This window comes from Pseudomonas sp. MONT-RG-20F-20-E-7-02, from assembly GCF_022662395.1.
Classification (GTDB): Bacteria; Pseudomonadota; Gammaproteobacteria; order Pseudomonadales; family Pseudomonadaceae; genus Aquipseudomonas.
In genome coordinates this window covers 147996-172141 of sequence record NZ_JAKNQN010000004.1, presented here as the reverse complement: position 1 = coordinate 172141, position 24146 = coordinate 147996, and the positions used below count along the sequence as shown (strand labels likewise).

Annotated in this window: 22 protein-coding genes; 4 read left to right on the top strand and 18 right to left on the bottom strand. The window is 54.7% G+C overall.

The annotated features are described in order from the left end of the window. Nucleotides 1-61 precede the first annotated feature (61 nt). The 4 genes from L8I05_RS13745 to L8I05_RS13730 all read left to right on the top strand — a co-directional run bounded on the left by L8I05_RS13745 (nucleotide 62) and on the right by L8I05_RS13730 (nucleotide 4161). Nucleotides 62-559 carry a MarR family transcriptional regulator gene (locus tag L8I05_RS13745; RefSeq protein WP_242169552.1) on the top strand — a complete coding sequence of 166 codons (498 nt, stop codon included), beginning with the start codon at nucleotides 62-64 and terminating at the stop codon, nucleotides 557-559. A gap of 91 nt (nucleotides 560-650) precedes the next feature. Next, nucleotides 651-2297, top strand: a complete 1647-nt coding sequence (locus L8I05_RS13740; protein WP_242169550.1) for a TniQ family protein — start codon at nucleotides 651-653, stop codon at nucleotides 2295-2297. A gap of 367 nt (nucleotides 2298-2664) precedes the next feature. Continuing rightward, nucleotides 2665-3759 (top strand): hypothetical protein, encoded by a 1095-nt coding sequence (locus L8I05_RS13735; RefSeq protein WP_242169548.1) that lies wholly within the window; start codon nucleotides 2665-2667, stop codon nucleotides 3757-3759. 84 nt (nucleotides 3760-3843) lie between these two features. Beyond that, nucleotides 3844-4161, top strand: a complete 318-nt coding sequence (locus tag L8I05_RS13730) for a hypothetical protein (RefSeq protein ID WP_242169545.1) — start codon at nucleotides 3844-3846, stop codon at nucleotides 4159-4161. A gap of 191 nt (nucleotides 4162-4352) precedes the next feature. Here L8I05_RS13730 and L8I05_RS13725 read toward each other — a convergent pair whose 3' ends face one another. The 18 genes from L8I05_RS13725 to L8I05_RS13640 form a co-directional block, all read right to left on the bottom strand. Further along, nucleotides 4353-6053 (bottom strand): TnsD family Tn7-like transposition protein, encoded by a 1701-nt coding sequence (locus L8I05_RS13725; RefSeq protein WP_242169543.1) that lies wholly within the window; start codon nucleotides 6051-6053, stop codon nucleotides 4353-4355. Between the two features lie 14 nt (nucleotides 6054-6067). Continuing rightward, complete coding sequence (locus L8I05_RS13720) at nucleotides 6068-7534, bottom strand: ATP-binding protein (protein ID WP_242169541.1); 1467 nt, start codon at nucleotides 7532-7534, stop codon at nucleotides 6068-6070. Further along, nucleotides 7531-9720 (bottom strand): Mu transposase C-terminal domain-containing protein, encoded by a 2190-nt coding sequence (locus L8I05_RS13715; protein ID WP_242169540.1) that lies wholly within the window; start codon nucleotides 9718-9720, stop codon nucleotides 7531-7533. Before L8I05_RS13715 ends, L8I05_RS13720 begins: the two co-directional genes overlap by 4 nt. Before the next feature lies 1 nt (nucleotide 9721). Beyond that, nucleotides 9722-10579 (bottom strand): TnsA endonuclease N-terminal domain-containing protein, encoded by an 858-nt coding sequence (locus tag L8I05_RS13710; protein ID WP_242169538.1) that lies wholly within the window; start codon nucleotides 10577-10579, stop codon nucleotides 9722-9724. Between the two features lie 290 nt (nucleotides 10580-10869). Next, nucleotides 10870-12702 (bottom strand): glutamine--fructose-6-phosphate transaminase (isomerizing), encoded by a 1833-nt coding sequence (glmS, locus tag L8I05_RS13705; RefSeq protein ID WP_159961249.1) that lies wholly within the window; start codon nucleotides 12700-12702, stop codon nucleotides 10870-10872. Nucleotides 12703-12712: 10 nt separating this feature from the next. After that, nucleotides 12713-13480 carry a DeoR family transcriptional regulator gene (locus L8I05_RS13700; RefSeq protein WP_106575964.1) on the bottom strand — a complete coding sequence of 256 codons (768 nt, stop codon included), beginning with the start codon at nucleotides 13478-13480 and terminating at the stop codon, nucleotides 12713-12715. 230 nt (nucleotides 13481-13710) lie between these two features. After that, nucleotides 13711-15078 (bottom strand): bifunctional UDP-N-acetylglucosamine diphosphorylase/glucosamine-1-phosphate N-acetyltransferase GlmU, encoded by a 1368-nt coding sequence (glmU, locus tag L8I05_RS13695; protein ID WP_242169536.1) that lies wholly within the window; start codon nucleotides 15076-15078, stop codon nucleotides 13711-13713. Nucleotides 15079-15201: 123 nt separating this feature from the next. Further along, nucleotides 15202-15618, bottom strand: coding sequence for a F0F1 ATP synthase subunit epsilon (locus tag L8I05_RS13690; protein WP_058424358.1), 417 nt, complete (start codon nucleotides 15616-15618; stop codon nucleotides 15202-15204). Between the two features lie 44 nt (nucleotides 15619-15662). After that, complete coding sequence (atpD, locus tag L8I05_RS13685; protein WP_015886645.1) at nucleotides 15663-17039, bottom strand: F0F1 ATP synthase subunit beta; 1377 nt, start codon at nucleotides 17037-17039, stop codon at nucleotides 15663-15665. Between the two features lie 27 nt (nucleotides 17040-17066). Beyond that, nucleotides 17067-17927 (bottom strand): F0F1 ATP synthase subunit gamma, encoded by an 861-nt coding sequence (atpG, locus tag L8I05_RS13680; protein ID WP_159961255.1) that lies wholly within the window; start codon nucleotides 17925-17927, stop codon nucleotides 17067-17069. A gap of 50 nt (nucleotides 17928-17977) precedes the next feature. Beyond that, a complete protein-coding gene (atpA, locus tag L8I05_RS13675; RefSeq protein ID WP_003177064.1) occupies nucleotides 17978-19522 on the bottom strand; it encodes a F0F1 ATP synthase subunit alpha in 1545 nt (514 codons plus the stop codon). Nucleotides 19523-19543: 21 nt separating this feature from the next. Next, nucleotides 19544-20080: a F0F1 ATP synthase subunit delta gene (locus L8I05_RS13670; RefSeq protein ID WP_057439298.1), complete on the bottom strand. Its 537-nt coding sequence runs from the start codon at nucleotides 20078-20080 to the stop codon at nucleotides 19544-19546. Between the two features lie 12 nt (nucleotides 20081-20092). Then, nucleotides 20093-20563 (bottom strand): F0F1 ATP synthase subunit B, encoded by a 471-nt coding sequence (locus L8I05_RS13665; RefSeq protein ID WP_083355998.1) that lies wholly within the window; start codon nucleotides 20561-20563, stop codon nucleotides 20093-20095. Nucleotides 20564-20619: 56 nt separating this feature from the next. Beyond that, the gene (atpE, locus tag L8I05_RS13660; RefSeq protein WP_002555987.1) at nucleotides 20620-20877 is read right to left on the bottom strand and encodes a F0F1 ATP synthase subunit C; all 258 of its coding nucleotides are present in this window, start codon (nucleotides 20875-20877) and stop codon (nucleotides 20620-20622) included. Nucleotides 20878-21010: 133 nt separating this feature from the next. Continuing rightward, nucleotides 21011-21880 (bottom strand): F0F1 ATP synthase subunit A, encoded by an 870-nt coding sequence (gene atpB / locus L8I05_RS13655; RefSeq protein WP_017736231.1) that lies wholly within the window; start codon nucleotides 21878-21880, stop codon nucleotides 21011-21013. 16 nt (nucleotides 21881-21896) lie between these two features. Further along, nucleotides 21897-22304 (bottom strand): F0F1 ATP synthase subunit I, encoded by a 408-nt coding sequence (locus L8I05_RS13650; protein ID WP_010565865.1) that lies wholly within the window; start codon nucleotides 22302-22304, stop codon nucleotides 21897-21899. Nucleotides 22305-22452: 148 nt separating this feature from the next. Beyond that, nucleotides 22453-23325 carry a ParB/RepB/Spo0J family partition protein gene (locus L8I05_RS13645; RefSeq protein WP_094949087.1) on the bottom strand — a complete coding sequence of 291 codons (873 nt, stop codon included), beginning with the start codon at nucleotides 23323-23325 and terminating at the stop codon, nucleotides 22453-22455. 9 nt (nucleotides 23326-23334) lie between these two features. Then, complete coding sequence (locus tag L8I05_RS13640) at nucleotides 23335-24132, bottom strand: ParA family protein (protein ID WP_017477894.1); 798 nt, start codon at nucleotides 24130-24132, stop codon at nucleotides 23335-23337. Between the last annotated feature and the right edge of the window lie 14 nt (nucleotides 24133-24146).

The window sequence follows — 24146 nt, the reverse complement described above, 5'->3', positions numbered from 1 at the left end:
TGTGTCACAACGACTGCTAAGGTGGTATTAGCGTTTTCCCCGGAATTGCGAGCCGAGTGATATGCCAAAGATTGATCAGATCGACCAGGACGCCGAACAGCTCTATGAAGCGCTGAGTCATTTGGTTCGCGTCTACCAGTTTCGTGACAGAGATCGCAGCTGCTGCGAAGGACTGTCCGTCACTCAATGCTACGCGCTGGAGCATGTGATCAAGGCTGGGCCTGTTCGGGTTCAATCGCTGGCCAGCGAGCTTTTTCTCGACAAGAGTAATGCCAGCCGGCTGGTCGATTCGCTTGCCAAACAGGGCCTGGTTCAACGTGTGCCGGACGCAAGTGACGGCCGTGCTCTGGCAATCACCGTGACGCCCGAAGGCATGGCCATCTACGAAAGCATTCGGTCGGACTTGGTGGGAGAAGCTCGTAATCTAGCCTGCGACTTATCGAAAGAAGCACGTGATGGCGCGATCGAAATGCTACGCCGCTTCGCCAAAGCCACCGAACAACGCTGCGGCCTGAAAGACCTTAGCCGTGACGAATATCTGCCAAGGAAATGTTGCTGAAGTAGCAAAATCTGTCCCTCTCCCAAAAAATCGCACCGTCTCTAGACCTGTAAAGTCTGAGAAAAAGTGACCATCACCTAAAGTCTTACGAATGTCTCAAAAAATTCTGTTCTTCCCAATGTCCATGCCAGACGAGACCTTTCACTCACGAGTTACCCGATATCATTTACTTTCGGGAAATAGAACTGAGCGTGAGACTTTTAAAGATCTATTTGGTGCCGAACCATTTGTTATCAAAATTATCCCTAAACGAATCGAAGACCTTGCGGAGAAGCTTCCTGGCGACAAGAGCGATAATCTAAATGAGTTGCTTGCGTGCAACACCATTCTTCCTGCTTACAAGCCGTTCTTAGGCATCTCCAAAGTCAATGATGGCAATAGCACTTCGCTCGTATCCAGACTTCCTCGTAGAGAGGTAAGTTTTCATAGCATGGCTAAGATTTGCCTTTCCTGCGCCCAATCGGATCTTATTGAGGCGGGGCATTCGTACTGGCACCGATCTCATCACATTCCGGGCGTAACAGCTTGCTGGAGACACGGTGAGACTTTATTGCAGGCCTGTCCAACTTGCACTCATCCGTTTTACCGAAAAAACAAGCTATTACCTATGTTAACCAGCTCCTGCGTATGTGGCTGGAGACCATTAGGCTCACACTCTCCTTCGAGAGTGCCGGAAATCGAGCAAAAATTTGCGCAGTTTGCAAAGGACCTTCTGCATAGTGATTTACCGGCTGTTCCATCTGGGGTATTAGCCGCATGCTATCGTCGACAAGCCAAGAAAAATGGGTTTGCTCGTGGAAACCTAATGGCGACGACGAAAATGTTCGAAAGTATCCAATCAAAATTTGGTCATGATTTTTTGTCGAGAATTGATAACGCGTACGCGTCAGGCAAGTACCATCAGTGGATAAGAACCACCACTGTGAATGATCAGCTAGATATGCCCATCACCCGACACCTCATCATTTCTCTTCATTTATTTGGGGACGTGAAGACATTTAAAAAGAGAATTACGGAAGAGCTAATACTATTTACTGGAACAAAGTCTAGAAAACCATACAACAAAACAACCCCTAACACCACCAAGGCACTTCATCGCCTGAAAGTTAACAACATCATAGAAGCCCGCACGGGAGCAACCTTGGATTACTTATGGAAACATGCGTATCAAGCTACCCTTTGGCTCACAGCAAACGATAAAAAATGGCTTTTAGGCGTACTCTCAAAAAAAGTAAATACTGCGTCAACAGAAGAATCTAAAACCAATAAATTCGATAGCGAATACGCAGACATAATTAAAATTGGCGTTAATGATCTTTATAAAATTAGCAAAACGCAGATCCGCGTTAATCTTGGAAATATGCTTGCATTGCTACCAAAGAGAATAGCAGGCGTCCCTCAACGAAATAGCCTATTTCCACTGGTATCCGAACAGCTCGAAACTAATTTTGAATCAGTGTGGCACTTCCGTTTGCGCAGAATTATTTCAGTGCTATCAGAAATGCACCGTCTGAAATTAACTCCCATTATTACGAGCTTGGTTCAACTGTCGTCTTTGCCTAATCAAGCTTGGAACGCACTCATTAGCTACTTCGAATGGGATGTGGAAAAAATGGTGAGCGAAGGAATAGATGTTGAAAAAGAATTGGTCAAAGCAAACGTCACCCGCCAATGGGAGGGCCCTCCTGGTTACCAAATGTCCCTCGGAGGACGAGCCTACACCAAGCAAAAAAGTTAAGTAGCCACTCTTGGCCTGCATTCCCTTCGCTTAGATGGGGCGATGCATTCTCTCACCCGTTGCATCGGGTGGGCCCCTTTGTTGACGCTCACCCCAGCCAGTGGCGGTGCCACTCCTTTTTTCATACTTGACGTGCATGTGGTGGTGATGGCTAACTATTCACGGGAACTGCCTAAACGGCGTTCTAACAGACACGAGTAGTGGGTATCTCCTGTCTAGCAATTCCCCTGAAATGCGTCGCTTCTCGTCGGTAGCTTTCTACTGACAACGCTGTTCATCCGCGGATTAGTCCGTGGGTGCACTAGGAAAAGTAAACCCACGAGCAGTTTTTCTTAGTCCACCTACTACTGATACCGAGGACTCATCTATGAGCACACGCAAGCGATACGACCTATTCGTCTCCCACATTGCAGAGCAGTTCAGCAAAAAAACCGCTTCCGGCGGAAGCAAGCTGTACTGTTCGCGGCATGCCGAAATACTAGCCAGCGCTGGTTTTGGGTACCGTAACCAGCACACATTCCTCATCGCACTCGAGAAAGGCGTTGAACGCTGTGTGGGTTACTACATTCCCGATAGCCAGATGATCGAGCAATGTATGGTCCAAGGCCTTGGGTACCCAGAGGATTCCCTCAACGAACTCCTCAATATCTTCGTGAAGGCATCGACCAATTACTCTGACGTCGGCTTCCGTGCGGATTTTTTCGATGACCTGCAAGGTGCTCCACAGTTGATCGTTGGTAGCCGAGATCGCGCCAATCATGTCGTTCTGAAAAACCGTATCATCGACGCGATCGACGATGAAGATCGCCATACACGTAAACATTTCTGGAAATTCGTCAGCAATGAAAACCCTGCGGACTATTTCGACTATGACCTTAGAGCTCCGAAGGATTTCCCTCGTAGCTACCACCTAGGACGAACTATCAGTTTTCCTCTAGTGGCGATGTATGACCTCGATATGAAGGCGGACGAGGAGGCTTCGCACTACGGATACAACCGTCAGTTGTCATTTCGTGGCAGTGTGCGGCTGAAGCCTAGCGGTCGCCGTGGATGGCGTTTCCCTACTTGTCGATTGGATGATCTCCCATTCCGTGATGAGCGCAACGATGCTGAGCGTGCAAAAAAGCCCTTTGTTTTCCCTGGCGAAACCCTAGACGATGATGCTTTCGAAGCAGGACGCTGGGCTGCTTGGGAGAAGGAGTCGATCCCGAACGACAAGCTGCATTCGCTCGACTGGCTTGCTGGATATGCTATGCATGGGGAGAACTGCAACGCGGGGGGCCATATGTCCACCGGAATGGTCGATAGGGCACTGGCCGAAGCAATCGCCTACGCGGAGTCACTCGAATTATTCGACCCGCTTCGTATTGCGATTGAAGGGTGTCGGCACCTTGTATCCACAAGGACGACCAGGCAACTGGAAGTAGCAATTGCTGAAGAACTGGATCGTCGAGAGCGCTGATCGCTGTGACGCAAACCCAGATCCACTCTGACCGCTGGCAAAAAGTCTGTGTGCGGTCGTTACCGGTTTAATTTGGAGACGGACATGAGCAACGAAAATTCCCAAGGCATGTTGAACGGCATCAAAAACTTCACTGACAACACAGCAGATGCAATGAGCGCTACGCTACGCTTGATCCTGACTACAGGCGGGAGCGTCGAGAAAAGCATCGAGGTCGCTGCCATTCTGGCGAAAGAGGGATCGCGTGCGATGGTCGATGAGCAGTTTGGAGGTAGCAACTGTGCGGAAATTACCCATGGTTTGGCTAATCTCCCGCCGGTGCCGGATCTCAAGCCGCAACCCACAGAGAAAGGGCTGGTCTACCATCTGACCCAGACTTACTTTGAAGAAGTCAATTCTTAAAAAGATGTGTTGAGCGAGGGTATGCGCCCTCGCTCATTATCTAAGTTTCACTTGAAGCATAGTTCGAGCCTAAACACCTCAACACAGTCCGACTTTTGGCAGCAACTCTTCACCCATCGGCGACACCAGGTTCAGTAGCAATCCGTCCGTGGTGAATGCCTTCCAATACAGCTTGAGCACTTCTCCATTTGCTAACCGTTACCTGGCGGTCTGATAGAGGCTGAGCGGTATATTGCGGAGCGCGTGACTGGCTTACCAACTCTTGCTAGGTTTTCAGTTGCCCAGACCAAACGGCGGCGACGAAAAGCTTCAGAACTTTCACACACTGAGGCTAATGCATCGGTACAAAGCGGGAGTCGATCCAGCTGTTTTTCAAAACGAGACAAAGCATCGAGTTCACGGCCGATGCGGGTTTTACAGACACGTACTGGCTTTCCTGGCAGCGCTCGAATTGAAAATGCACACTCGATGATTTTTACTGAGAGAAGCGTGTCCAAGTCAGCGAATAGCCTACTCGGTTTTCGGTTTTCCTTATGACCTTCAGTCTTGCCTAGATGTGCTTTAAGCCACTGCAGGTCGTTGCGGTACAACCAAATGTAATCTCGGCATTCGTGCGCAAATAAAGTCAGGTAATGACGCGAAAAACGCTCACGTCTCTTTGCGCGGATCTTTAAGAACCTCAGTTGCTTCCATCTCTCGGGGCCTCCTGAAACAGCTCTAATCGACCGATAGACTGTTGCTACTGATAACCTTGCTGAACGTGCTATTTCCTCAGCTCCAGCGCCTGTAATAGCTCCCTCCCACACTGCCTGTTCAGCTTGCTTTGAAACGTGCTGGTTTGGAACCGATTGTTGCGCCAAATCTGTAGTGATATTCGCGTGCAGCTCCTCAATGCACGGTGCCTCTTCTACGCGCCGTAGAGGAATGCATGACGACACTCCGTTGACACGTAGAATGCTGGATAGGTCGAAACCGAAAGCACCCGCAAGCATCAGATATTTGAGGGGGTGATGCGTTCCTCTTGGTTTGCGCAAGATCTTGGTTACCCAACTCGCGGGAAGGCCATCCAACTCACCTCTCAAAACCAGAAACTCTCCATTCGTGGGGAAAGCCTCAAAGTGCCTATGTAAAAAATGGGCTAATTCACTGAGGCATAGCCGACCAGACGGAGAAGCTAGCCCTCGATCAATGACCGCGTTCAACAATGCCTGGCGAATCAGCGCGGCTGGTTGAGGCGGAGCGTTGGCTTCAAGTAGATGTAGAGAGTTTCGGGCAAGAGTAAGCAGGGCTTGCTGCTGAAGCTTGTTGACCGAAAATCGAGATGCGTGTGCTTGGACATCCTCATCCTGTGGCAAATAAAGCTTCCTAAGCCCTTTGGCTAGCCAGTGATGATCGACTACTGAAAGAGGTGCTTGGCAGTGGGGGCAGATCCACACGCCAGGCAATTGGTGTACGCGATGCCAATACGCTGTTCCGTAATCACGGACATCTGTTACCAAACAGGTAGGGCAAAACCGCGTCCTACACGTTGTTTCCAGTCGGCTGGCGATGATTCCAAGTTTGGTCTTAAGGCCAACCCCGCCCCGATAGGCCATTTGAAACTGAGCATTGGCGAACTGGTGTTCGGTTAGGAACGGCTGGAAGTACGGCAGTAGCGAATGCCTGACAATGATCGAGTCGAGGCCAAGGTTCGCTGCCGATGGTAACGCTTGCACCAAGTCAGCCAAATGGCAAGGAAATGCAAGATTGCGTGCGAAGCTCGCGTCGCCTTGGGCTGCATTGAAAACAGCCGCCCATGACCCTAGTCCAGACAGGCGAACATATCTCGATAGAAGGCTATGCAGCGTTTCATCGGGACAGGCAGCAGGAAAGAAATGAAATTCATGATCCATTTCAACCTCACGAACTACACCTTCCGATGCAGAGGAGAAAACTCGAACACATCAGTGTTCAACCAACCTTCCTCTCTTAACCTCTGCAATGGATCTTCATCTTGCGCAATTACAGTTGCTTTCGTTGGTGAACGTTTAGCATCGACCTGAACCGGACTGGCTTTCGGTGTACTGGAAACTTTCTCTGAGGGCGCCTCCATCCGAGAGACTGACGTAATACTGCGCAATAAAGCCAGTCGATCCACTACTTCATTAGCGTTCAGAGTCATCATGCTTTGGAGCTGATCATCTATCGGTAGCAGATCTTCAAAGCGGCTTAGCTGACGCGGATCCCGGCTGCGTAGAGCCGAAAGCGCCGGCTTGAGTATCTGCATTTTTTTGTCAGAAACGCGCCTGAACGTACTGGGTGTAAGCCGATCCTCTCCACTCTGGATCGCAAAGCGCTGCCCAAGAATCAGCAATTTCACCAAAAAGTCAGTGACTCCTTGAGTCAAGTCATAGAGCACATCAAACAACTCATCCGACAGTGGGCTGATCTCGCGACACCACTGATACTCCCACAGAGACTCAACCAGCATTCTCCACACCGGATCCTCTTTTTCGAATCTCTGAAATTCCGTGACGCCCAGACCACATCCTCGCCTGGCGTTTCTTAGAACATCGGAGAAAAGACTAATCATAGAATTGGTGCCAATGAAGACGACCGGGATGCCAATGGAGTTGATCAAATTTACGAAAAAATTAAGCATGTTGTCTTTACCGCCAGTCCGGGCGGAACGTAGATGCTGAATTTCATCGATCAATAGGGCACCGACAAAGTAGGTACTCGCGACCTGCTCCATGCGCTGGATAAGATCAGGTAAGCCATTCCGCGCACGATAGCTGTTCGCATACCGATCTTGGCCTATCGCTTGGTCAACAGCGCGGAAAAAAGCACGGCATAAACCGCTAAGCGATCCATCAAACGGGCAGTCCAGTTTTAACCAAGTGATCTGCGTCTGCACAAAAGAACGCCCTTCATAGCGCTGATGAACGATCGTTTGCGGATATAGCCGAAGTATTGACTCAAGAGCGGTGGATTTCCCGATTCCGCTCAACCCTACAAGACTGAAAGTGGTTGCCGTTGAGCGAAACCCGTCTGAACCTCCTGGCGCTGACAGCGAGTGCAAGTGTCTAACAGTGGCTGTAGACATTGGGTTGCGCCCTACATATCCACTACGCAGCAGCGAAGAAAATGCTGATTCAAGCTCAAGATGAATCGGTAATGGCTGAACAACGGAACGCAGGCGATCAATGCAATGGAGCCTGACCGACTTGTCGTGCTGCCGCTCCTCACAGGCCACCGGAGGAAAATGCGAGATCAGTGATGCAGCGTCACTCTCGGAAAGAATTGGAGGTAACGCCTCAATCAACGGATTACCTTGAAACTCCAGAACGGGAGATTCATGGTACTTCGCGAAATTCTGGACACTTCGATTCATTTGCTACCTCCCGGGCGGAACCGACTGAGTAGATCAATTACCTCAGCACTACGGGTACCAGCGTAATTTTCAGCGACACCACCCCCCGTGTTCGAGGCTTGGGTATTCTGATTTGAGCTAGCGGCTCTCAAGTCTTCGGGCACTACCGACTCCGAGCGCTCTTTCATGCGTTCGTGGGATCTGTTGGTTCGAATGTCACCGAGCTTCTGCGATTTCGAGCCCGGCTCCATCGTCAACTTTTTCTCCTTCACGGCATTCGACGCAACATCCGAAATTGTTGCGTCCAGCGCGACACGACTCGCCAGCTTGCTGTATTTGCTCTCAGGAGACTCTTGTTTAACTATCTCCAACATATCGATTACTTCCTCGAACCTGACGCCGTGATAACGCACCTCAGAGTTTCGGAGATCACAACGAATGAAGTGCCGATCCGGGCCTTGAATCCAGATATGTTGCGTACTATTTGGGTCATACCAACAGAGGATACTGCTGACACCACGATGCCGAGCACGTGCAAACAAGTTATGTTCGATGGCCCAGTCGCAGACGTAAAACATTCCCTTGAACTTAATCCCACCTTTCTGAACTGAGCCATTATCTCGGGGTAGCAGGTGCAGATAAATCAGCTCTTCGGTCTGAATATTGGCCTCGACTCGATCATTCTTCAGCGCCCACCTCCATATTCCCATAGGGGTTGGTTCGACCTGATCAGCAATCATCTCCTTATTGAGTCGCGCTGGCTGCCGATTCTGACTGTTGTAGTGAAGGATTCCCTCAATGATGATCTTCGTAAATTCGGCAAGATTCAGAGTTGCATCGAGTCGGTAATCACGCTCACCCCTCTCTAGAATTCGCTTACGAACAGCTCCTGGAATCCAGTGAATTTGCGTCGTGACATTCAGCACTTTAAATGAGCTTTCCACGATCGCTTTCCAATCTGGACGATAGGGAGGCGCGATACCCAAATTAATGCGCAAACCGGAGGCAAGCCCCTCAGCAGCTTGCCCAAGCATCTCACCACGATCCGCGAAAACTTCATGCGGTAGGTGATGACAAGGCCAATCCGCGTCTTCAATTTCAACGCCGTTGGCACCACAGAACTCCACTTTTGAGGTGAACGCGTTGTAAAGTGCTTGCCGGGCACCGTTCCAGCTTGGTCCCTCCAATCCAACGAATACCCCCGTGATCATTCCCGAAAAAGTATCGATTACGACATACACAACTGGACGGCCGATGATCCAATTGCGGTTGTAACGACTGACGAGATAGACGTCTGCAACAGTGGCGTCGATTTCAAATAAATGGCCTGGCCCGCGCAGATTTTCCCTAACAGTGCCACTCAGAGGACGATAGTCTTTTTGCCAATTGCGCTCACCACTACGGCCTCTCAGAACCGCAATGTCATCGAAGGCTTTGTGACCCCAGTAGGCAAATTGTCTGGCTGTGGGTAGCTCGCTGGCGGGAAGCAACGGCGCATCATCCCCTGCGTCACCCGGCATTGGCTTCACCGTATAAAAGCGGCGCAGCATCTTGATGTAAGCATCAGATATGGTTCCTACAGAACCTTTTGCAAACAACGCAAAACCAGTCTTGATGCAGCTTTTATCGGCCTCATTGAGCACCTTCGATTGAGTCGAGGCCTTCACTCCCTGAAATACAGCCGGCCGTCCAGGCTTCTGTCCTTCACGGTATTGTCGAGGCTTGCCCGGAGCTCCGGCATTAACTCGATCCGGAAGCAAAGCGTTACGCACCTGCCCGCTCACCCAATAGCGATATAGCAAGCGGTAGAGGGTCTTTTTCGGTATCTCTAGTTTTAACGCCTGATCACTGACCATCCGCCCCATAGAACCAGGCTGAAAAATCTCATCAGGGGGATCAGTATCGACCAGCGGTTGAATACGAGCCCAGTTGTTATCCCGAAAAGCCTTCTCTTTGTCCGACAGGTCATCCTCCACCTTCAACATGTAGGTCGGGGACGCCATCGTGATGGTCTTGATATCGCCGGCGCTCAACCAAGTCTTCAAATCAGACAAACGCATGACCCAAGGCCGCTTTGGTGATGGCTCAATCGTAATCAACACAATCTGATCACTTTGCCGATCAACCCAAAGAACCCTCACCAGGTTCTTCAGGAGAGGAGGTTCTGTCACAGCCTGAAGGACATCGTTCTTTCCGAGATCTGCCATTTCAACCAACCTTCAGTTCGTGGTCATGATTGGTAGAAGGCCATACGACCCTGAACGCCGGCACCGCGCTCCTCATTGAAAGACGCTCGGTAGCCAGATCCAAGAGGATCTGTTTGTGCCATACCAAATGCATGAACGTGGCCTTGGCATCGGCGTAGGGAATGAACAAGACACCCGCTATGTGCCGCAATGCGCGCTCAAGCGACCACGGGTACTCCCGCACGCGAGTTATCTCTTCCAGAAACGACTCGATCAGCGGACGTTGCTGAAGATGTCGTTGGAGGGTCGCTGACTTACGCAGCCAGTCAAGATTCTGGATCAAAGGGGTAGGTAGATCTTTCTCCGTAACAATGTTCCAGTCCACTCCTCGATCGTTCCAGTAGGCTCGTTCGATTTGAAACTTTTCCAAGGTGCGTTCAAGCCCTTTACTAGGCTTCAACGACTCGGTGTATTTGATCGTACGCGCTGCTAAGCGCGTGCTTCCATCTGGCTGCTTGATGGTGAGCAGAAAATCCGTCGTCATCACAAAGGGCACCTTGGTGCCTGGATAAACGGGATAACGAATACTCAAAGCATGGGCAATCGACTGAAGGGTTGGTACCGGCAGTAGTGGAAATTGCTCACGGATATCCAAAACCTCTGGGGAAAACTCGGCTACGAGCAAATACCCGTATTCAAGATCTGACAGTAGATGATGAAGCCTATCAACCTTTACTCCGTGGACCTTACGTGAGCGGCCCTGAGATGGAACGTCCTGCACGCGCAGCCATGGCACATACAGCTCCTGACTTCCTTGCCCAAAGCCTTTTTCGATATGCCGATCGATATCGGACTGCGTCTTGAAGCTACGACCACGCAAGCCAACCTCCCATGCCTTCTACAGCCTCCACATATCCTCAAAATGGAATGTGCACAAAAAGTCCTAGGAAATAATCGCCCTGTGAATAAGTCTGATCACTGGTACCAGACTAAACCTTAAGCGGGATCACAATCCAAAATCAGACATATGGTGGAGGACATTAAAAGAAAAAGCCCCTGAAATCAGGGGCTTTGGCATTGTGTCAAAATCTATTATCTGGTGTCAGAATATTTTGTCTGTTGTCAAAATCTATTGTCTAGAACCAGTGGTGCCTTACGAGTCCAAACGTATTACTCCACCGTCACCGACTTCGCCAGGTTTCGCGGCTGGTCCACGTCCGTCCCTTTCAGCACGGCGACGTAGTACGACAGCAGTTGCAACGGGATGGTGTAGAGGATCGGCGACAGGGTGTCGTGGATGTGCGGCATGTTGATGACGTGGGTGCCTTCGCCGTTGGTCATGCCGGCTTTTTCGTCGGCGAACACGATCAGTTGGCCGCCACGGGCGCGGACTTCCTGAAGGTTGGATTTGAGCTTTTCCAGCAGTTCGTTGTTCGGCGCGACGGTGACCACCGGCATGTCGTCATCCACCAGGGCCAGTGGGCCGTGTTTCAGCTCACCGGCTGGGTAGGCTTCGGCGTGGATGTACGAGATTTCCTTGAGTTTCAGCGAGCCTTCCATCGCCACCGGGTATTGCGCGCCACGGCCGAGGAACAGGGTGTGGTTTTTGTCGGCGAACAGTTCGGCGACTTTTTCCACGGTGCTGTCCATGGCCAGGGCTTCGCCGAGGCGGGTTGGCAGGCGGCGCAGTTCTTCTACCAGCGTGGCTTCGACGCCTTCGGCGAGGGTGCCGCGCACTTGGCCCAGGGACAGGGTCAGCAGCAAAAGGCCGACCAGCTGGGTGGTGAAGGCTTTGGTGGAGGCCACGCCAATTTCACGACCGGCCTGGGTCAGCAGGGTCAGGTCGGATTCGCGCACCAGCGAGCTGATGCTGACGTTGCAGATGGCCAGGCTGGCGAGGAAGCCCAACTCTTTGGCGTTGCGCAGCGCAGCCAGGGTGTCGGCGGTTTCGCCGGACTGGGAGATGGTCACGAACAGAGTGTCGGGTTGCACCACCACCTTGCGGTAGCGGAATTCGCTGGCGACTTCGACCTGGCACGGAATGCCGGCCAGTTCTTCCAGCCAGTAACGCGCAACCATGCCGGCGTGGTAGCTGGTGCCGCAGGCGACGATTTGAACATTGCGCACTTTGGCGAACAGCTCGGCGGCTTGTGGGCCGAAGGCGTTAACCAACACTTGGCTCTGGCTCAGGCGACCTTCCAGGGTGCGTTGCACCACAGATGGCTGCTCGTGGATTTCCTTGAGCATGAAGTGGCGGAATTCGCCTTTGTCGGCGGCTTCGGCGCCGTCGCGGTATTGCACGGCTTCGCGTTCCACGGAATTGCCGTTAACGTCCCAGATCGCCACGCTTTCACGGCGGATGTCGGCGATATCGCCTTCTTCCAGGTACATGAAGCGGTCGGTGACCTGGCGCAGCGCCAGTTGGTCGGAGGCGAGGAAGTTTTCGCCCAGGCCCAGGCCGATCACCAATGGGCTGCCACTGCGTGCGGCAACCACGCGGTCTGGCTGGCTGGCGCTGACCACGGCCAGGCCATAGGCGCCGTGCAGTTCTTTAACGGTGGCCTTGAGGGCGACGGTCAGGTCGCCGAGGTCCTTGAGCTTGTGGTTCAGCAGGTGGGCGATGACTTCGGTGTCGGTGTCCGAGGTGAACACGTAGCCCAGGCCTTTGAGCTGTTCGCGCAGCACTTCGTGGTTTTCGATAATGCCGTTGTGCACCACCGCCAAGTCACCGGAGAAGTGCGGGTGGGCGTTGCGTTCGCATGGCGCACCGTGGGTGGCCCAACGGGTGTGGGCGATGCCGAGGCGGCCGACCAGCGGCTCACCGAGCAACGCTTGCTCCAGTTCGCTGACCTTGCCCGGGCGGCGCATGCGCTCCAGCTTGCCGGCGTTGGTGAAAACCGCCACACCGGCGCTGTCGTAGCCACGGTATTCCAGGCGCTTGAGGCCTTCAAGCAGGATGGCGGTGACGTTGCGTTCAGCGACTGCGCCTACAATTCCACACATGGTTTTTCTCCTAGATGATTGCCGCGCATATCAGCGTAATGCCGCGGGCTTGGATCTGGTCGCGGGCCTCAAGCGGCAGGCGATCATCGGTAATAAGGGTATGGACGCTGCTCCAGGGCAGTTCCAGGTTGGGAATCTTGCGGCCGATCTTGTCGGATTCGACCATCACCACCACTTCACGGGCGACCTCGGCCATCACGCGGCTCAGGCCCAGCAGTTCGTTGAAGGTGGTGGTGCCGCGCTGCAGATCGATGCCGTCGGCGCCGATGAACAGCTGATCAAAGTCGTAGGAACGCAGCACTTGCTCGGCGACCTGGCCCTGGAATGAATCCGAATGCGGGTCCCAGGTGCCGCCGGTCATGAGCAGCACCGGTTCGTGTTCCAGTTCGCTCAAGGCGCTGGCCACGTGCAAGGAGTTGGTCATCACCACCAGGCCGGGCTGGTGGCCCAGCTCGGGGATCATCGCGGCGGTGGTGCTGCCGCTGTCGATGATGATGCGCGCGTGTTCACGCAAGCGCATCACGGCCGCACGCGCGATGGCACGCTTGTAGGCCGAGATGGGTTGCGCGGCGTCGCCCACCAGCTCTTGGGGCATGGTGATGGCGCCACCGTAGCGGCGCAGCAGCAGGCCGTTGCTTTCCAAAGCGGCCAAGTCCTTGCGGATGGTCACTTCCGAAGTTTCGAAACGCTTGGCCAACTCGTCCACGCTGACTTCGCCCTGTTCATTGAGCAAGGTCAGGATATTGTGGCGTCGTTGGGGGGTATTTCGTTTCGACATGGTGATGGTAAGTTTCGTTTCGAAAGATAACGAAGGCAATAAAAACCTATTGGGGGAAGATCGTCAAGCGGGGCACGCGATATTTTTAAAGTCGCCACAAATCAAATGTGGGAGCTGGCTTGCCTGCGATAGCGGATTGTCAGGCGACATTCAGGGTATATGTCAGACCGCTATCGCAGGCAAGCCAGCTCCCACAGGAGATAGCATTAGCCAGTTGGGTTGTGGATAACTCAGGTCTTCTTGATTTTGACCGGGCGTTTCCAACCGTCGATGTTGCGTTGGCGGGCGCGGGCTACCGCCAGTTGAGACTTATCCACATCCTGGTTGATGGTTGAGCCCGCTGCGGTGTTCGATCCATCGCCAATGGTGACGGGTGCAATCAACGAGTTATTGGAGCCGATGAATACATCCTCACCAATGGTGGTCTGGTACTTATTGGCGCCATCGTAGTTGCAGGTGATCGCACCCGCGCCAATGTTGCTGCGTGCACCAATCACCGCATCACCCAGATAGGCCAGGTGGCCTGCCTTGGCATCGTCGCCCATTTGCGCGTTTTTCAACTCGACGAAGTTACCCACATGAGCCCTGGCGCCGAGCACGCTGCCCGGACGCAACCGCGCAAACGGCCCGGCATCGCTGCCCTCACCCATCACCGCGCCGTCGATATGGCTGTTGGCTTTCACCACCACGCCTTTGCGCAGGGTGCTGTCCTTGATCACGCAGTTGGGGCCAATCACCACGTCGTCTTCGATGATGACGCGGCCTTCGAGGATCACGTTGATGTCGATCAGCACGTCACGGCCCACGGTGACTTCACCGCGCACATCGAAGCGGGCCGGGTCGCGCAAGGTCACGCCTTGGGCCATCAGGCGGCGGCCTTCGCGCAGTTGGTAGTGGCGCTCCAGCTCGGCGAGCTGCTTGCGGTCGTTGGCGCCCTGCACTTCCATCGGGTCGTGGGGCTGCTCGGTGGCGACCAGCAGGCCATCGCTCACCGCCATCTCGATCACGTCGGTGAGGTAGTACTCGCCCTGGGCGTTGTTGTTGGACAGGCGGCTCATCCAGTCGGCGAGCTTGTTGGCCGGCACCGCGAGAATCCCGGTGTTGCCTTCAGTAATGGCGCGCTGGGCTTCGCTGGCGTCTTTGTGCTCGACGATAGCCGCCACCTTGCCGTCGGCATTGCGCACGATGCGGCCATAGCCGGTGGGGTCATCCAGCTCAACGGTGAGCAGGCCCATCTGGCCAGGCACTACGTGCTTGAGCAGGCGCTGCAGGGTTTCCACTTCGATCAGCGGCACGTCGCCGTAGAGGATCAGCACGGTGTCGGCGCTGATGAACGGCACGGCTTGCGCGGTGGCATGGCCGGTGCCGAGCTGTTTGTCCTGCAAAACGAAATTCAGGTCATCTGCCGCCAGGCGTTCACGTACCACATCGGCGCCATGGCCGATGACCACGTGAATACGCTGTGGGTCGAGTTGCCGGGCGCTGTGGATAACATGGCCGAGCATGGAGTTGCCCGCGACCGGGTGCAGCACCTTGGGCAGGGCCGAACGCATGCGGGTGCCCTGGCCTGCGGCGAGAATGACGATTTCAAGAGACATGAATGGCTACCAATCCTGGGCGGTCCGGCTTTAGACCAGAGAAGTGTTTTGCAAAAAAAGAAAAAGGGTAGCCGAGGCTACCCTTTTTAATCAATCGCGCTTGAAGCATGGCGGCGTGGCCGCTTACTTCTTGCGTAACTGCTGGAGCGTGCGCAGCTGAGCTGCAGCCTCGGCCAGACGTACAGCAGCAGCGCTGTAGTCGAAGTCCGCGCCCTTTTCGTTCAGGGCCTTCTCGGCAGCCTTGACGGCTTCCTGAGCGGAGGCTTCATCCAGGTCGCCAGCACGTTGCACGGTGTCGGCAAGTACCTTGACCATGTTCGGCTGAACCTCGAGGAAACCACCAGAGATGTAAAACACCTCTTTTTCCCCGCCTTGCTTGGTCAGAGTGATCGGACCTGGCTTCAAGCTGGTGATCAACGGCGCGTGGCCCATGGCAATACCCAGGTCACCGAGTTCGCCGTGTGCAATCACCATTTCTACCAGACCGGAGAAGATTTCCCCTTCCGCGCTGACGATATCGCAATGGACTGTCATAGCCATCTGATTGCCTCAACCTGATGAGCGCCCGTTGCCGGGCGCCGGGATTACAGTTTCTTGGCTTTCTCGATCGCTTCTTCGATGCCGCCGACCATGTAGAACGCTTGTTCTGGCAGGTGGTCGTAGTCACCGTTGAGGATGCCTTTGAAGCCAGCAATGGTGTCTTTCAGGGAAACGTATTTACCCGAAGCACCGGTGAAGACTTCAGCCACGAAGAACGGCTGCGACAAGAAGCGCTGGATCTTACGAGCGCGGGATACCAACTGCTTGTCGGTTTCCGACAGCTCGTCCATACCCAGGATCGCAATGATGTCCTTCAGTTCTTTGTAACGCTGCAGCACGTACTGAACGCCGCGAGCGGTGTCGTAGTGCTCCTGGCCGATCACGTTCGGGTCCAGCTGGCGCGAAGTCGAGTCGAGTGGATCGACCGCTGGGTAGATACCCAGGGAAGCGATGTCACGGGACAGAACGACGGTGGCGTCCAAGTGGGCGAAGGTGGTAGCAGGCGATGGGTCAGTCAAGTCATCCGCAGGTACGTATACCGCTTGGATCGAGGTGATCGAACCTTCTTTGGTCGAAGTGATACGTTCTTGCAGAACGCCCATCTCTTCAGCCAGGGTCGGCTGGTAACCTACTGCGGAAGGCATACGGCCCAGCAGTGCGGATACTTCAGTACCGGCCAAGGTGTAACGGTAGATGTTGTCGACGAACAGCAGAACGTCGTTACCTTCGTCACGGAACTTCTCGGCCATGGTCAGGCCAGTCAGTGCTACGCGCAGACGGTTACCCGGCGGCTCGTTCATCTGACCGTAAACCAGTGCCACTTTGTCCAGAACGTTGGAGTCCTTCATCTCGTGGTAGAAGTCGTTACCCTCACGAGTACGCTCACCCACACCGGCGAACACGGAATAACCGCTGTGCTCGATGGCGATGTTACGGATCAGTTCCATCATGTTCACGGTCTTGCCTACACCGGCACCACCGAACAGACCGACTTTACCGCCTTTGGCGAACGGGCAAACCAGGTCGATAACCTTGATGCCGGTTTCCAGCAGATCGTTGCCGCCAGCTTGCTCGGCGAACGAAGGAGCTGGACGGTGAATGCCCCAGCGCTCTTCGGTGTCGATCGGGCCAGCTTCGTCAATCGGGTTGCCCAGTACGTCCATGATCCGGCCCAGGGTCGCTTTACCGACCGGTACGGAGATGGCAGCGCCAGTGTCGACAACGTCCAGACCGCGCTTCAAGCCTTCGGTGGAACCCATCGCAATGGTACGAACCACGCCGTCGCCCAGCTGCTGCTGAACTTCCAGGGTGGTTTCCGCGCCTTGTACTTTCAGCGCGTTGTAGATGCTCGGTACGCTGTCGCGTGGAAATTCCACGTCGATAACGGCGCCGATGATTTGAACGATACGTCCGCTACTCATAGCTGGATCCTCTGAATATTTGAACCGTTAAACCGCGGCAGCGCCGCCGACGATTTCCGAGATCTCTTGGGTGATCGCAGCCTGACGCGCCTTGTTGTAGATCAGCTGCAAATCGCTGATCAGATCACCGGCGTTATCGGTAGCGTTTTTCATCGCGATCATCCGCGCCGCTTGTTCAGCTGCGTTGTTCTCGACCACCGCCTGGTAAACCTGCGACTCCACGTAGCGCACCATCAAGCCGTCAAGCAGCTCTTTGGCGTCTGGTTCGTAGAGGTAGTCCCAGTGGTGCTTGAGTTCCTGATCCGGAGTCGCCACCAGTGGAATCAATTGCTCCACGGTCGGCTGCTGGGTCATGGTGTTGATGAACTTGTTGGATACCACGGAGAGGCGGTCAATCCGGCCTTCCAGGTATGCATCCAGCATCACCTTCACACTGCCGATCAAATCATTGATCGACGGCTCTTCACCCAGGTGGCTGATAGCTGCAACGACGTTACCGCCGAAGTTACGGAAAAAGGCCGCACCCTTGCTACCAACAACACACAGATCGATCTCGACGCCCTTTTCGCGGTTTACCGCCATGTCCTTGACCAGGGCCTTGAACAGGTTGGTATTCAAACCACCGCACAAACCACGGTCACTGCTCACTACCACATAACCCACACGCTTAACGTCGCGGTCGATCATGAACGGGTGGCGGTATTCCGGGTTGGCGTTGGCCAGATGCCCAATTACCTGGCGGATACGCTCCGCATAAGGACGGCTAGCAGCCATGCGCATTTGTGCCTTGCGCATTTTGCTGACCGCCACTTTTTCCATGGCGCTGGTAATTTTTTGCGTGCTTTTGATGCTCGCAATCTTACTGCGAATCTCTTTTGCGCCTGCCATGTAACACCTATCAGGTTAGCAAGCGGGAGCCTTGCGGCTCCCGCTGCGGCTTACCAGGTTTGGGTGGCCTTGAACTTCTCGATACCGGCTTTCATGCCAGCATCGATATCGTCATTGAAGTCACCCTTCACGTTGATCTTCGCCATCAATTCGGCGTGATCGCGGTTGAAGTAAGCAATCAGCGCTTGTTCAAAGCTGCCGACCTTGGCGATTTCAACGTCGGTCAGGAACCCACGCTCAGCGGCATACAGCGACAACGCCATGTCAGCGATCGACATTGGGGCGTATTGCTTCTGCTTCATCAGCTCGGTAACGCGCTGACCATGCTCAAGTTGCTTACGGGTCGCTTCGTCCAGGTCAGAAGCGAACTGGGCGAATGCCGCCAGTTCACGGTACTGAGCCAGAGCGGTACGGATACCACCGGAGAGCTTCTTGATGATCTTGGTCTGAGCGGCACCACCCACACGGGATACCGAAACACCGGCGTTCACTGCAGGGCGGATGCCCGAGTTGAACATGGCCGATTCCAGGAAGATCTGACCGTCGGTGATGGAAATCACGTTGGTCGGAACGAACGCGGAAACGTCGCCAGCCTGGGTTTCGATGATCGGCAATGCGGTCAGGGAACCGGTTTTGCCGGTCACTGCGCCGTTGGTGAACTTCTCTACGTACTCTTCGGATACGCGGGATGCGCGCTCCAGCAGACGGGAGTGGAGATAGAACACGTCGCCTGGGTACGCTTCACGGCCTGGTGGACGGCGCAGCAGCAGGGAAATCTGGCGGTAAGCCACTGCTTGCTTGGACAGATCGTCATAAACGATCAGCGCGTCTTCACCGCGGTCGCGGAAGAATTCACCCATGGTGCAACCGGAGTACGGTGCCAGGAATTGCAGCGCAGGAGATTCCGAAGCACTGGCAGCCACGATGATCGTGTTGGCCAGGGCGCCGTTTTCTTCCAGCTTGCGAACCACGTTGGCGATGGTCGATTGCTTCTGACCAATGGCTACGTAGACGCAGAAAATGCCGCTGTTCTTCTGGTTGATGATCGCGTCGATCGCCAGAGCGGTTTTACCGATCTGACGGTCACCGATGATCAGCTCACGCTGGCCACGGCCGACTGGGATCATGGCATCGACAGCCTTGTAGCCAGTCTGTACAGGCTGGTCTACCGACTTACGCCAGATCACGCCTGGAGCAACTTTCTCGACCGCGTCGGTCTCGGTGTTGCCCAGTGGACCTTTACCGTCAACAGGGTTACCCAGTGCGTCGACTACGCGACCCAGCAGTTCCTTACCAACCGGAACTTCCAGGATGCGGCCTGTGCACTTGGCGCTCATGCCTTCAGCCAGACTGGTGTACGCGCCCAATACAACGGCACCTACGGAGTCTTGCTCCAGGTTGAGGGCCATACCGTAGACGCCGCCCGGAAACTCGATCATCTCGCCGTACATTACGTCGGCCAGACCGTGAATCCGCACGATGCCGTCAGATACGCTGACGACAGTGCCTTCGTTACGGGCTTGGGAGGTCACATCGAGCTTGTCGATGCGGCCCTTGATAATTTCACTTATTTCGGAAGGATTGAGTTGCTGCATTGCTCTGCTGCCCCTTCAAACTCAAGATTTCAATGCTTCGGCAAGATTCGCGAGTTTGCCGCGAATCGAGCCATCGATAACCAGGTCGCCGGCGCGAATGACAACACCCCCAATGAGGGATGGGTCTTCCGCAACTTGCAGGCGCACTTCCCGGTCGAGTCGTGCACTGAGAACCTTGGCGAGTTTGTCTTGCTGTTCTTGGTTCAATGCAAAAGCACTGGTCACTTCAACGTCTACCGACTTCTCTTGCTCGGCCTTGTACAGGTCGAAAAGAGCGGCAATCTCCGGCAACAGCGGGAGACGGTCGTTTTCGGCAACGACGTGGATGAAGTTCTGCACTTTCACATCAAACTTGTCGCCGCACACGTCAATAAACGTGGCGGCCTTGTCTGCGCTCGTCAGTCGCGGGGCCTTGAGCACGCGCTGCATGGTGTCGTCTTGCGACACTGCTGCAGCCAGGCCGAGCATGGCTGACCAAGAGGCCAGCTGCTGGTGGGCCTGGGCGTGCTCGAAGGCTGCCTTAGCGTAAGGTCGGGCCAACGTGGTCAATTCTGCCATGATCGCCCTCGCTTAAATTTCAGCAGCCAGTTTGTTTACCAGCTCCGCGTGCGCGTTTTGATCGATTGTGGCACCCAGGATCTTCTCAGCACCGCCGACGGCCAGAGCACCCAGTTGGGCACGCAGCGCATCTTTGACACCGTTCAGTTCCTGCTCGATCTCGGCCTGAGCCTGAACCTTCACACGGTCAGCGTCGATACGGGCTTTTTCAACAGCCTCTTCAACAATCTGATTACCGCGCTTCTTGGCTTGCTCAATGATTTCAGCTGCCTGTGCCTTAGCATCGCGCAGTTGATGGCCCGCTTTCTCTTGGGCCAACTCCAGGTCGCGAGCTGCACGGGTGGCAGCGTCCAGTCCATCCGCGATCTTCTTTTGACGTTCATGCAGAGCCGCGATGACCGGAGGCCATACGAACTTCATGCAGAAAACGACAAAAATCAAGAACGCTAAGGACTGACCAATAATGGTTGCATTAATGTTCACGCCAATACCTCGCTCGTTCGTTGCACAACACACCAATCACTCGAAAAAACGAGTGATTAACCGGCGAGTTGACCAACGAAGGGGTTCGCGAAGGTGAAGAACAGAGCGATACCAACACCGATCATGGTCACGGCGTCGAGCAGGCCGGCAACGATGAACATTTTAACTTGCAGCATTGGCACCATTTCTGGCTGACGCGCTGCGCCTTCCAGGAACTTGCCGCCGAGCAGGCCGAAACCAATGGCAGTACCCAGGGCGCCCAGGCCGATCAACAGTGCAACAGCGATAGCGGTTAGACCAACTACAGTTTCCATCTTTCCTCCCGACTTTTACGTCGTATGGTTTAGGTTTTTTAGATTTTAAAGCGGTAAAACAAATCGTTTCATAGCCCTGTTGGGCCACCTTCCCGTGTTACCGGGAAGGACATCAGACTGGTCGAGACCGGTCTTAATGGTTCTCTTCGTGCGCCATCGACAGGTAGACGATGGTCAGCATCATGAAGATGAAGGCCTGCAGGGTGATGATCAGGATGTGGAACACAGCCCACGCCCACTGCAGAACAATGCCCAGGCCGCTAAGCCAGAGCAGGCCGCTGCCGAACATCACAGCGATCAGGATGAACACCAGCTCGCCGGCATACATGTTGCCGAACAGTCGCAGGGCCAGGGAAATTGGCTTGGCGATCAGCGTCACGAATTCCAGCAGGAAGTTCACCGGGATCAGCAGGGCTTGAACGAAGATGTTCTTGCTGCCGAACGGGTGCAGGGTCAGTTCGCCGATGAAGCCGCCGATGCCCTTGATCTTGATGCTGTAGAAAATGATCAACGCGAACACCGACAGGGCCATGCCCAGGGTAGCGTTCGGGTCAGTAGTCGATACGGCACGGAATGGAATGTGCGGGTCGCCGGAGATCGCCATGGCCAACTGAGGAATCCAGTCCACCGGGATCAGGTCGACGGCGTTCATCAGGAATACCCAGACGAAGATGGTCAGTGCCAGCGGTGCAATCACCGGGCTACGGCCATGGAAGCTGTCTTTCACGCTGCCATCGACGAATTCGACCAGTACTTCAACGAAGTTCTGCAAAGCACCTGGCTGACCGGAAGTCGCCTTTTTTGCCGCCATGCGGAAAATCAGGACGAAGATCAGACCCAATGCGACCGACCAGCCCAGAGTATCCAGGTGGAAAGCCCAGAAGCCCATTTCTTTGGCTTCTGCTGCGGAGTGGGCGAAGCCCCAGCCGCCGTTGGGAAGCTGACCGAAGGTCAGGTTCTGCAAGTGGTGCTGGATATAGCCCGAAGCGGTTGTTTCTGCCATGGTTGCCTCAAACGCCCTAAGGTTTCGAAAGTCTTGTTTTCATTAGCAGGGGAGCGAACCAGCTGACCAGTTGGGTCAACACGAAGACGCCGAATACAGCCAGCGGCGCCAGTGGCTTCACACCTGCAAAGGTCAGTGCAAACAGCACTGCCGTCAAAATCAGTTTCCCTGCTTCGCCAGCATAAAAAGACCGGACGATAGCCTGGGCTGCTCGGGCGCCGGAAAACCGAAAGGCCCTGTGAGCAAAATACATATTGGGCAGCAAGGCTATCAGGCCTCCGCAGAGTCCTGAATATCCGGCTACGACTCCATGCCAATACCAAAGCGCCAATGCGGCGATCAGCAAAATGACAAATTGAGCCAATAAAACCGGGAAAACGGCCAAGCGATGGAACGGCAACGTGTTTGGCGTGCGGGTTTCCATCACTCTTGCTCCTCAATGGTCGGCTGCCGAGAATCAATAACTTGGCATAATTTGTGCCGACAAAATGCGCGCAGAGTATAGGGGCGGTTCTGCCCCTATTCAACTGTCGGGTAGTGTTTTCCGATCGCGCGCTACATAAGCAAATGTTTCAGCGGATGTGGGCAAGGACGCCCTGAAGCTCATCGAGTGAGTTATATCCGATGACTAATTGCCCTTTGCCTTTCTTGCCGTGACGAATTTGCACCGCAGAGCCTAGGCGCTCGGCCAGGCGCTGCTCGAGTCGCGCGATATCCGGATCAGGTTTGGCGGTTTCGACCGGTGCAGGTTTACCGCTGAGCCATTGGCGAACCAACGCCTCAGTCTGACGAACGGTGAGGCCGCGTGCGACAACGTGTCGCGCCCCTTCAACCTGTTGATTTTCCGGCAAACCGAGCAAAGCACGGGCATGACCCATTTCCAGGTCGCCGTGGGACAACATGGTCTTGATGACTTCCGGCAACGCAATCAAGCGCAACAAGTTGGACACGGTGACGCGGGATTTACCCACCGCATCGGCCACTTCCTGTTGAGTCAGTTTGAATTCCTGCTGCAAACGCTGCAGGGCGATCGCTTCCTCGATTGGGTTGAGGTCTTCGCGCTGGATGTTCTCGATCAACGCCATGGCGATGGCGGTTTCGTCCGGCACATCGCGCACCATCGCCGGGATGGTGTCCTTGCCGGCCTGCTGGCTGGCGCGCCAGCGGCGTTCGCCAGCGATGATCTCAAAGCGGCCACCGCCAATCGGGCGCACCACGATCGGCTGCATCACGCCCTGGGCCTTGATCGAATTGGCCAGTTCTTCCAGCGCCTGGGGGTCCATGTCCCGGCGTGGTTGATATTTACCGCGCTGGATCAGGTCCAGCGGCAAGTGTTGCAGCTCGCGCTCGTCGGCTTGCACCGCTTGTTCTTCAAGCGAAGTGACAGTCGGACCACTCAGCAGTGCATCCAGTCCACGTCCGAGACCTCGTTTCTTGACGGCCATGGGGATTCCTTAAGTTGGCTGGGCTGCAGCGGTGCGTGAGTTGCGGCGTTGACGGCGAACCATCTCGCCGGCGAGTGCCAGGTAGGCAATGGCGCCACGGGATGATTTGTCGTACGCCAGCGCGGGCATGCCATAGCTTGGCGCTTCGGCCAGGCGGATGTTGCGTGGAATCACGGTGTCGTACAGCTGATCACCGAAGTGTTCCTTGAGCTGCGCCGACACATCGTTCATCAGGCTCAGGCGCGGATCGTACATGGTCCGCAGCAGGCCTTCGATTTGCAGGTTCGGGTTGAGCAACTCGGCGATACGCTTGATGTTATCCACAAGGTCGCTCAAGCCTTCGAGCGCGAAGTACTCGCACTGCATGGGGATAATCACCCCATCGGCTGCCACCAGCGCGTTCAACGTCAGCATCGACAACGACGGCGGGCAGTCGATCAAAATGTAGTCGTAATTCTCGCGGATCGGCGCCAAGGCGCTGCGCAGGCGGCTTTCTTTCATCTGCATTTCCAGCAGCACCACTTCCGCCGCGGTCAAATCGCGGTTGGCCGGCAGCAGTTGATAACCGCCATGCTCGGAATAGTGCATGGCCTGGGCCAGGTCGCACTCGCCAATCAGCAAGTCGTAGACCGAGTTTTCCAGGCCGTGTTTATCCACACCGCTACCCATGGTGGCGTTGCCCTGTGGATCGAGATCGATCAACAGCACCCGGCGCTTGGTCGCGACCAGGGATGCTGCGAGGTTGATGCAGGTGGTGGTTTTGCCCACGCCACCTTTCTGGTTCGCTATCGCGAATACCTTAGCCATTCTTGCTTGTGTTC

Bases quoted from the DNA above. Each gene is read 5' to 3' on its own strand.
- L8I05_RS13730 (WP_242169545.1), top strand. From the start codon at position 3,844: ATGAGCAACGAAAATTCCCAAGGCATGTTGAACGGCATCAAAAACTTC.
- L8I05_RS13740 (WP_242169550.1), top strand. From the start codon at position 651: ATGTCTCAAAAAATTCTGTTCTTCCCAATGTCCATGCCAGACGAGACC.
- L8I05_RS13670 (WP_057439298.1), bottom strand. From the start codon at position 20,080: ATGGCAGAATTGACCACGTTGGCCCGACCTTACGCTAAGGCAGCCTTC.
- glmU (WP_242169536.1), bottom strand. From the start codon at position 15,078: ATGTCTCTTGAAATCGTCATTCTCGCCGCAGGCCAGGGCACCCGCATG.
- L8I05_RS13650 (WP_010565865.1), bottom strand. From the start codon at position 22,304: ATGGAAACCCGCACGCCAAACACGTTGCCGTTCCATCGCTTGGCCGTT.
- L8I05_RS13700 (WP_106575964.1), bottom strand. From the start codon at position 13,480: ATGTCGAAACGAAATACCCCCCAACGACGCCACAATATCCTGACCTTG.
- L8I05_RS13690 (WP_058424358.1), bottom strand. From the start codon at position 15,618: ATGGCTATGACAGTCCATTGCGATATCGTCAGCGCGGAAGGGGAAATC.
- L8I05_RS13645 (WP_094949087.1), bottom strand. From the start codon at position 23,325: ATGGCCGTCAAGAAACGAGGTCTCGGACGTGGACTGGATGCACTGCTG.
- glmS (WP_159961249.1), bottom strand. From the start codon at position 12,702: ATGTGTGGAATTGTAGGCGCAGTCGCTGAACGCAACGTCACCGCCATC.
- L8I05_RS13725 (WP_242169543.1), bottom strand. From the start codon at position 6,053: ATGGATCATGAATTTCATTTCTTTCCTGCTGCCTGTCCCGATGAAACG.
- atpB (WP_017736231.1), bottom strand. From the start codon at position 21,880: ATGGCAGAAACAACCGCTTCGGGCTATATCCAGCACCACTTGCAGAAC.
- L8I05_RS13720 (WP_242169541.1), bottom strand. From the start codon at position 7,534: ATGAATCGAAGTGTCCAGAATTTCGCGAAGTACCATGAATCTCCCGTT.
- L8I05_RS13640 (WP_017477894.1), bottom strand. From the start codon at position 24,132: ATGGCTAAGGTATTCGCGATAGCGAACCAGAAAGGTGGCGTGGGCAAA.
- L8I05_RS13745 (WP_242169552.1), top strand. From the start codon at position 62: ATGCCAAAGATTGATCAGATCGACCAGGACGCCGAACAGCTCTATGAA.
- L8I05_RS13735 (WP_242169548.1), top strand. From the start codon at position 2,665: ATGAGCACACGCAAGCGATACGACCTATTCGTCTCCCACATTGCAGAG.
- L8I05_RS13715 (WP_242169540.1), bottom strand. From the start codon at position 9,720: ATGGCAGATCTCGGAAAGAACGATGTCCTTCAGGCTGTGACAGAACCT.
- atpA (WP_003177064.1), bottom strand. From the start codon at position 19,522: ATGCAGCAACTCAATCCTTCCGAAATAAGTGAAATTATCAAGGGCCGC.
- atpG (WP_159961255.1), bottom strand. From the start codon at position 17,927: ATGGCAGGCGCAAAAGAGATTCGCAGTAAGATTGCGAGCATCAAAAGC.
- atpD (WP_015886645.1), bottom strand. From the start codon at position 17,039: ATGAGTAGCGGACGTATCGTTCAAATCATCGGCGCCGTTATCGACGTG.
- atpE (WP_002555987.1), bottom strand. From the start codon at position 20,877: ATGGAAACTGTAGTTGGTCTAACCGCTATCGCTGTTGCACTGTTGATC.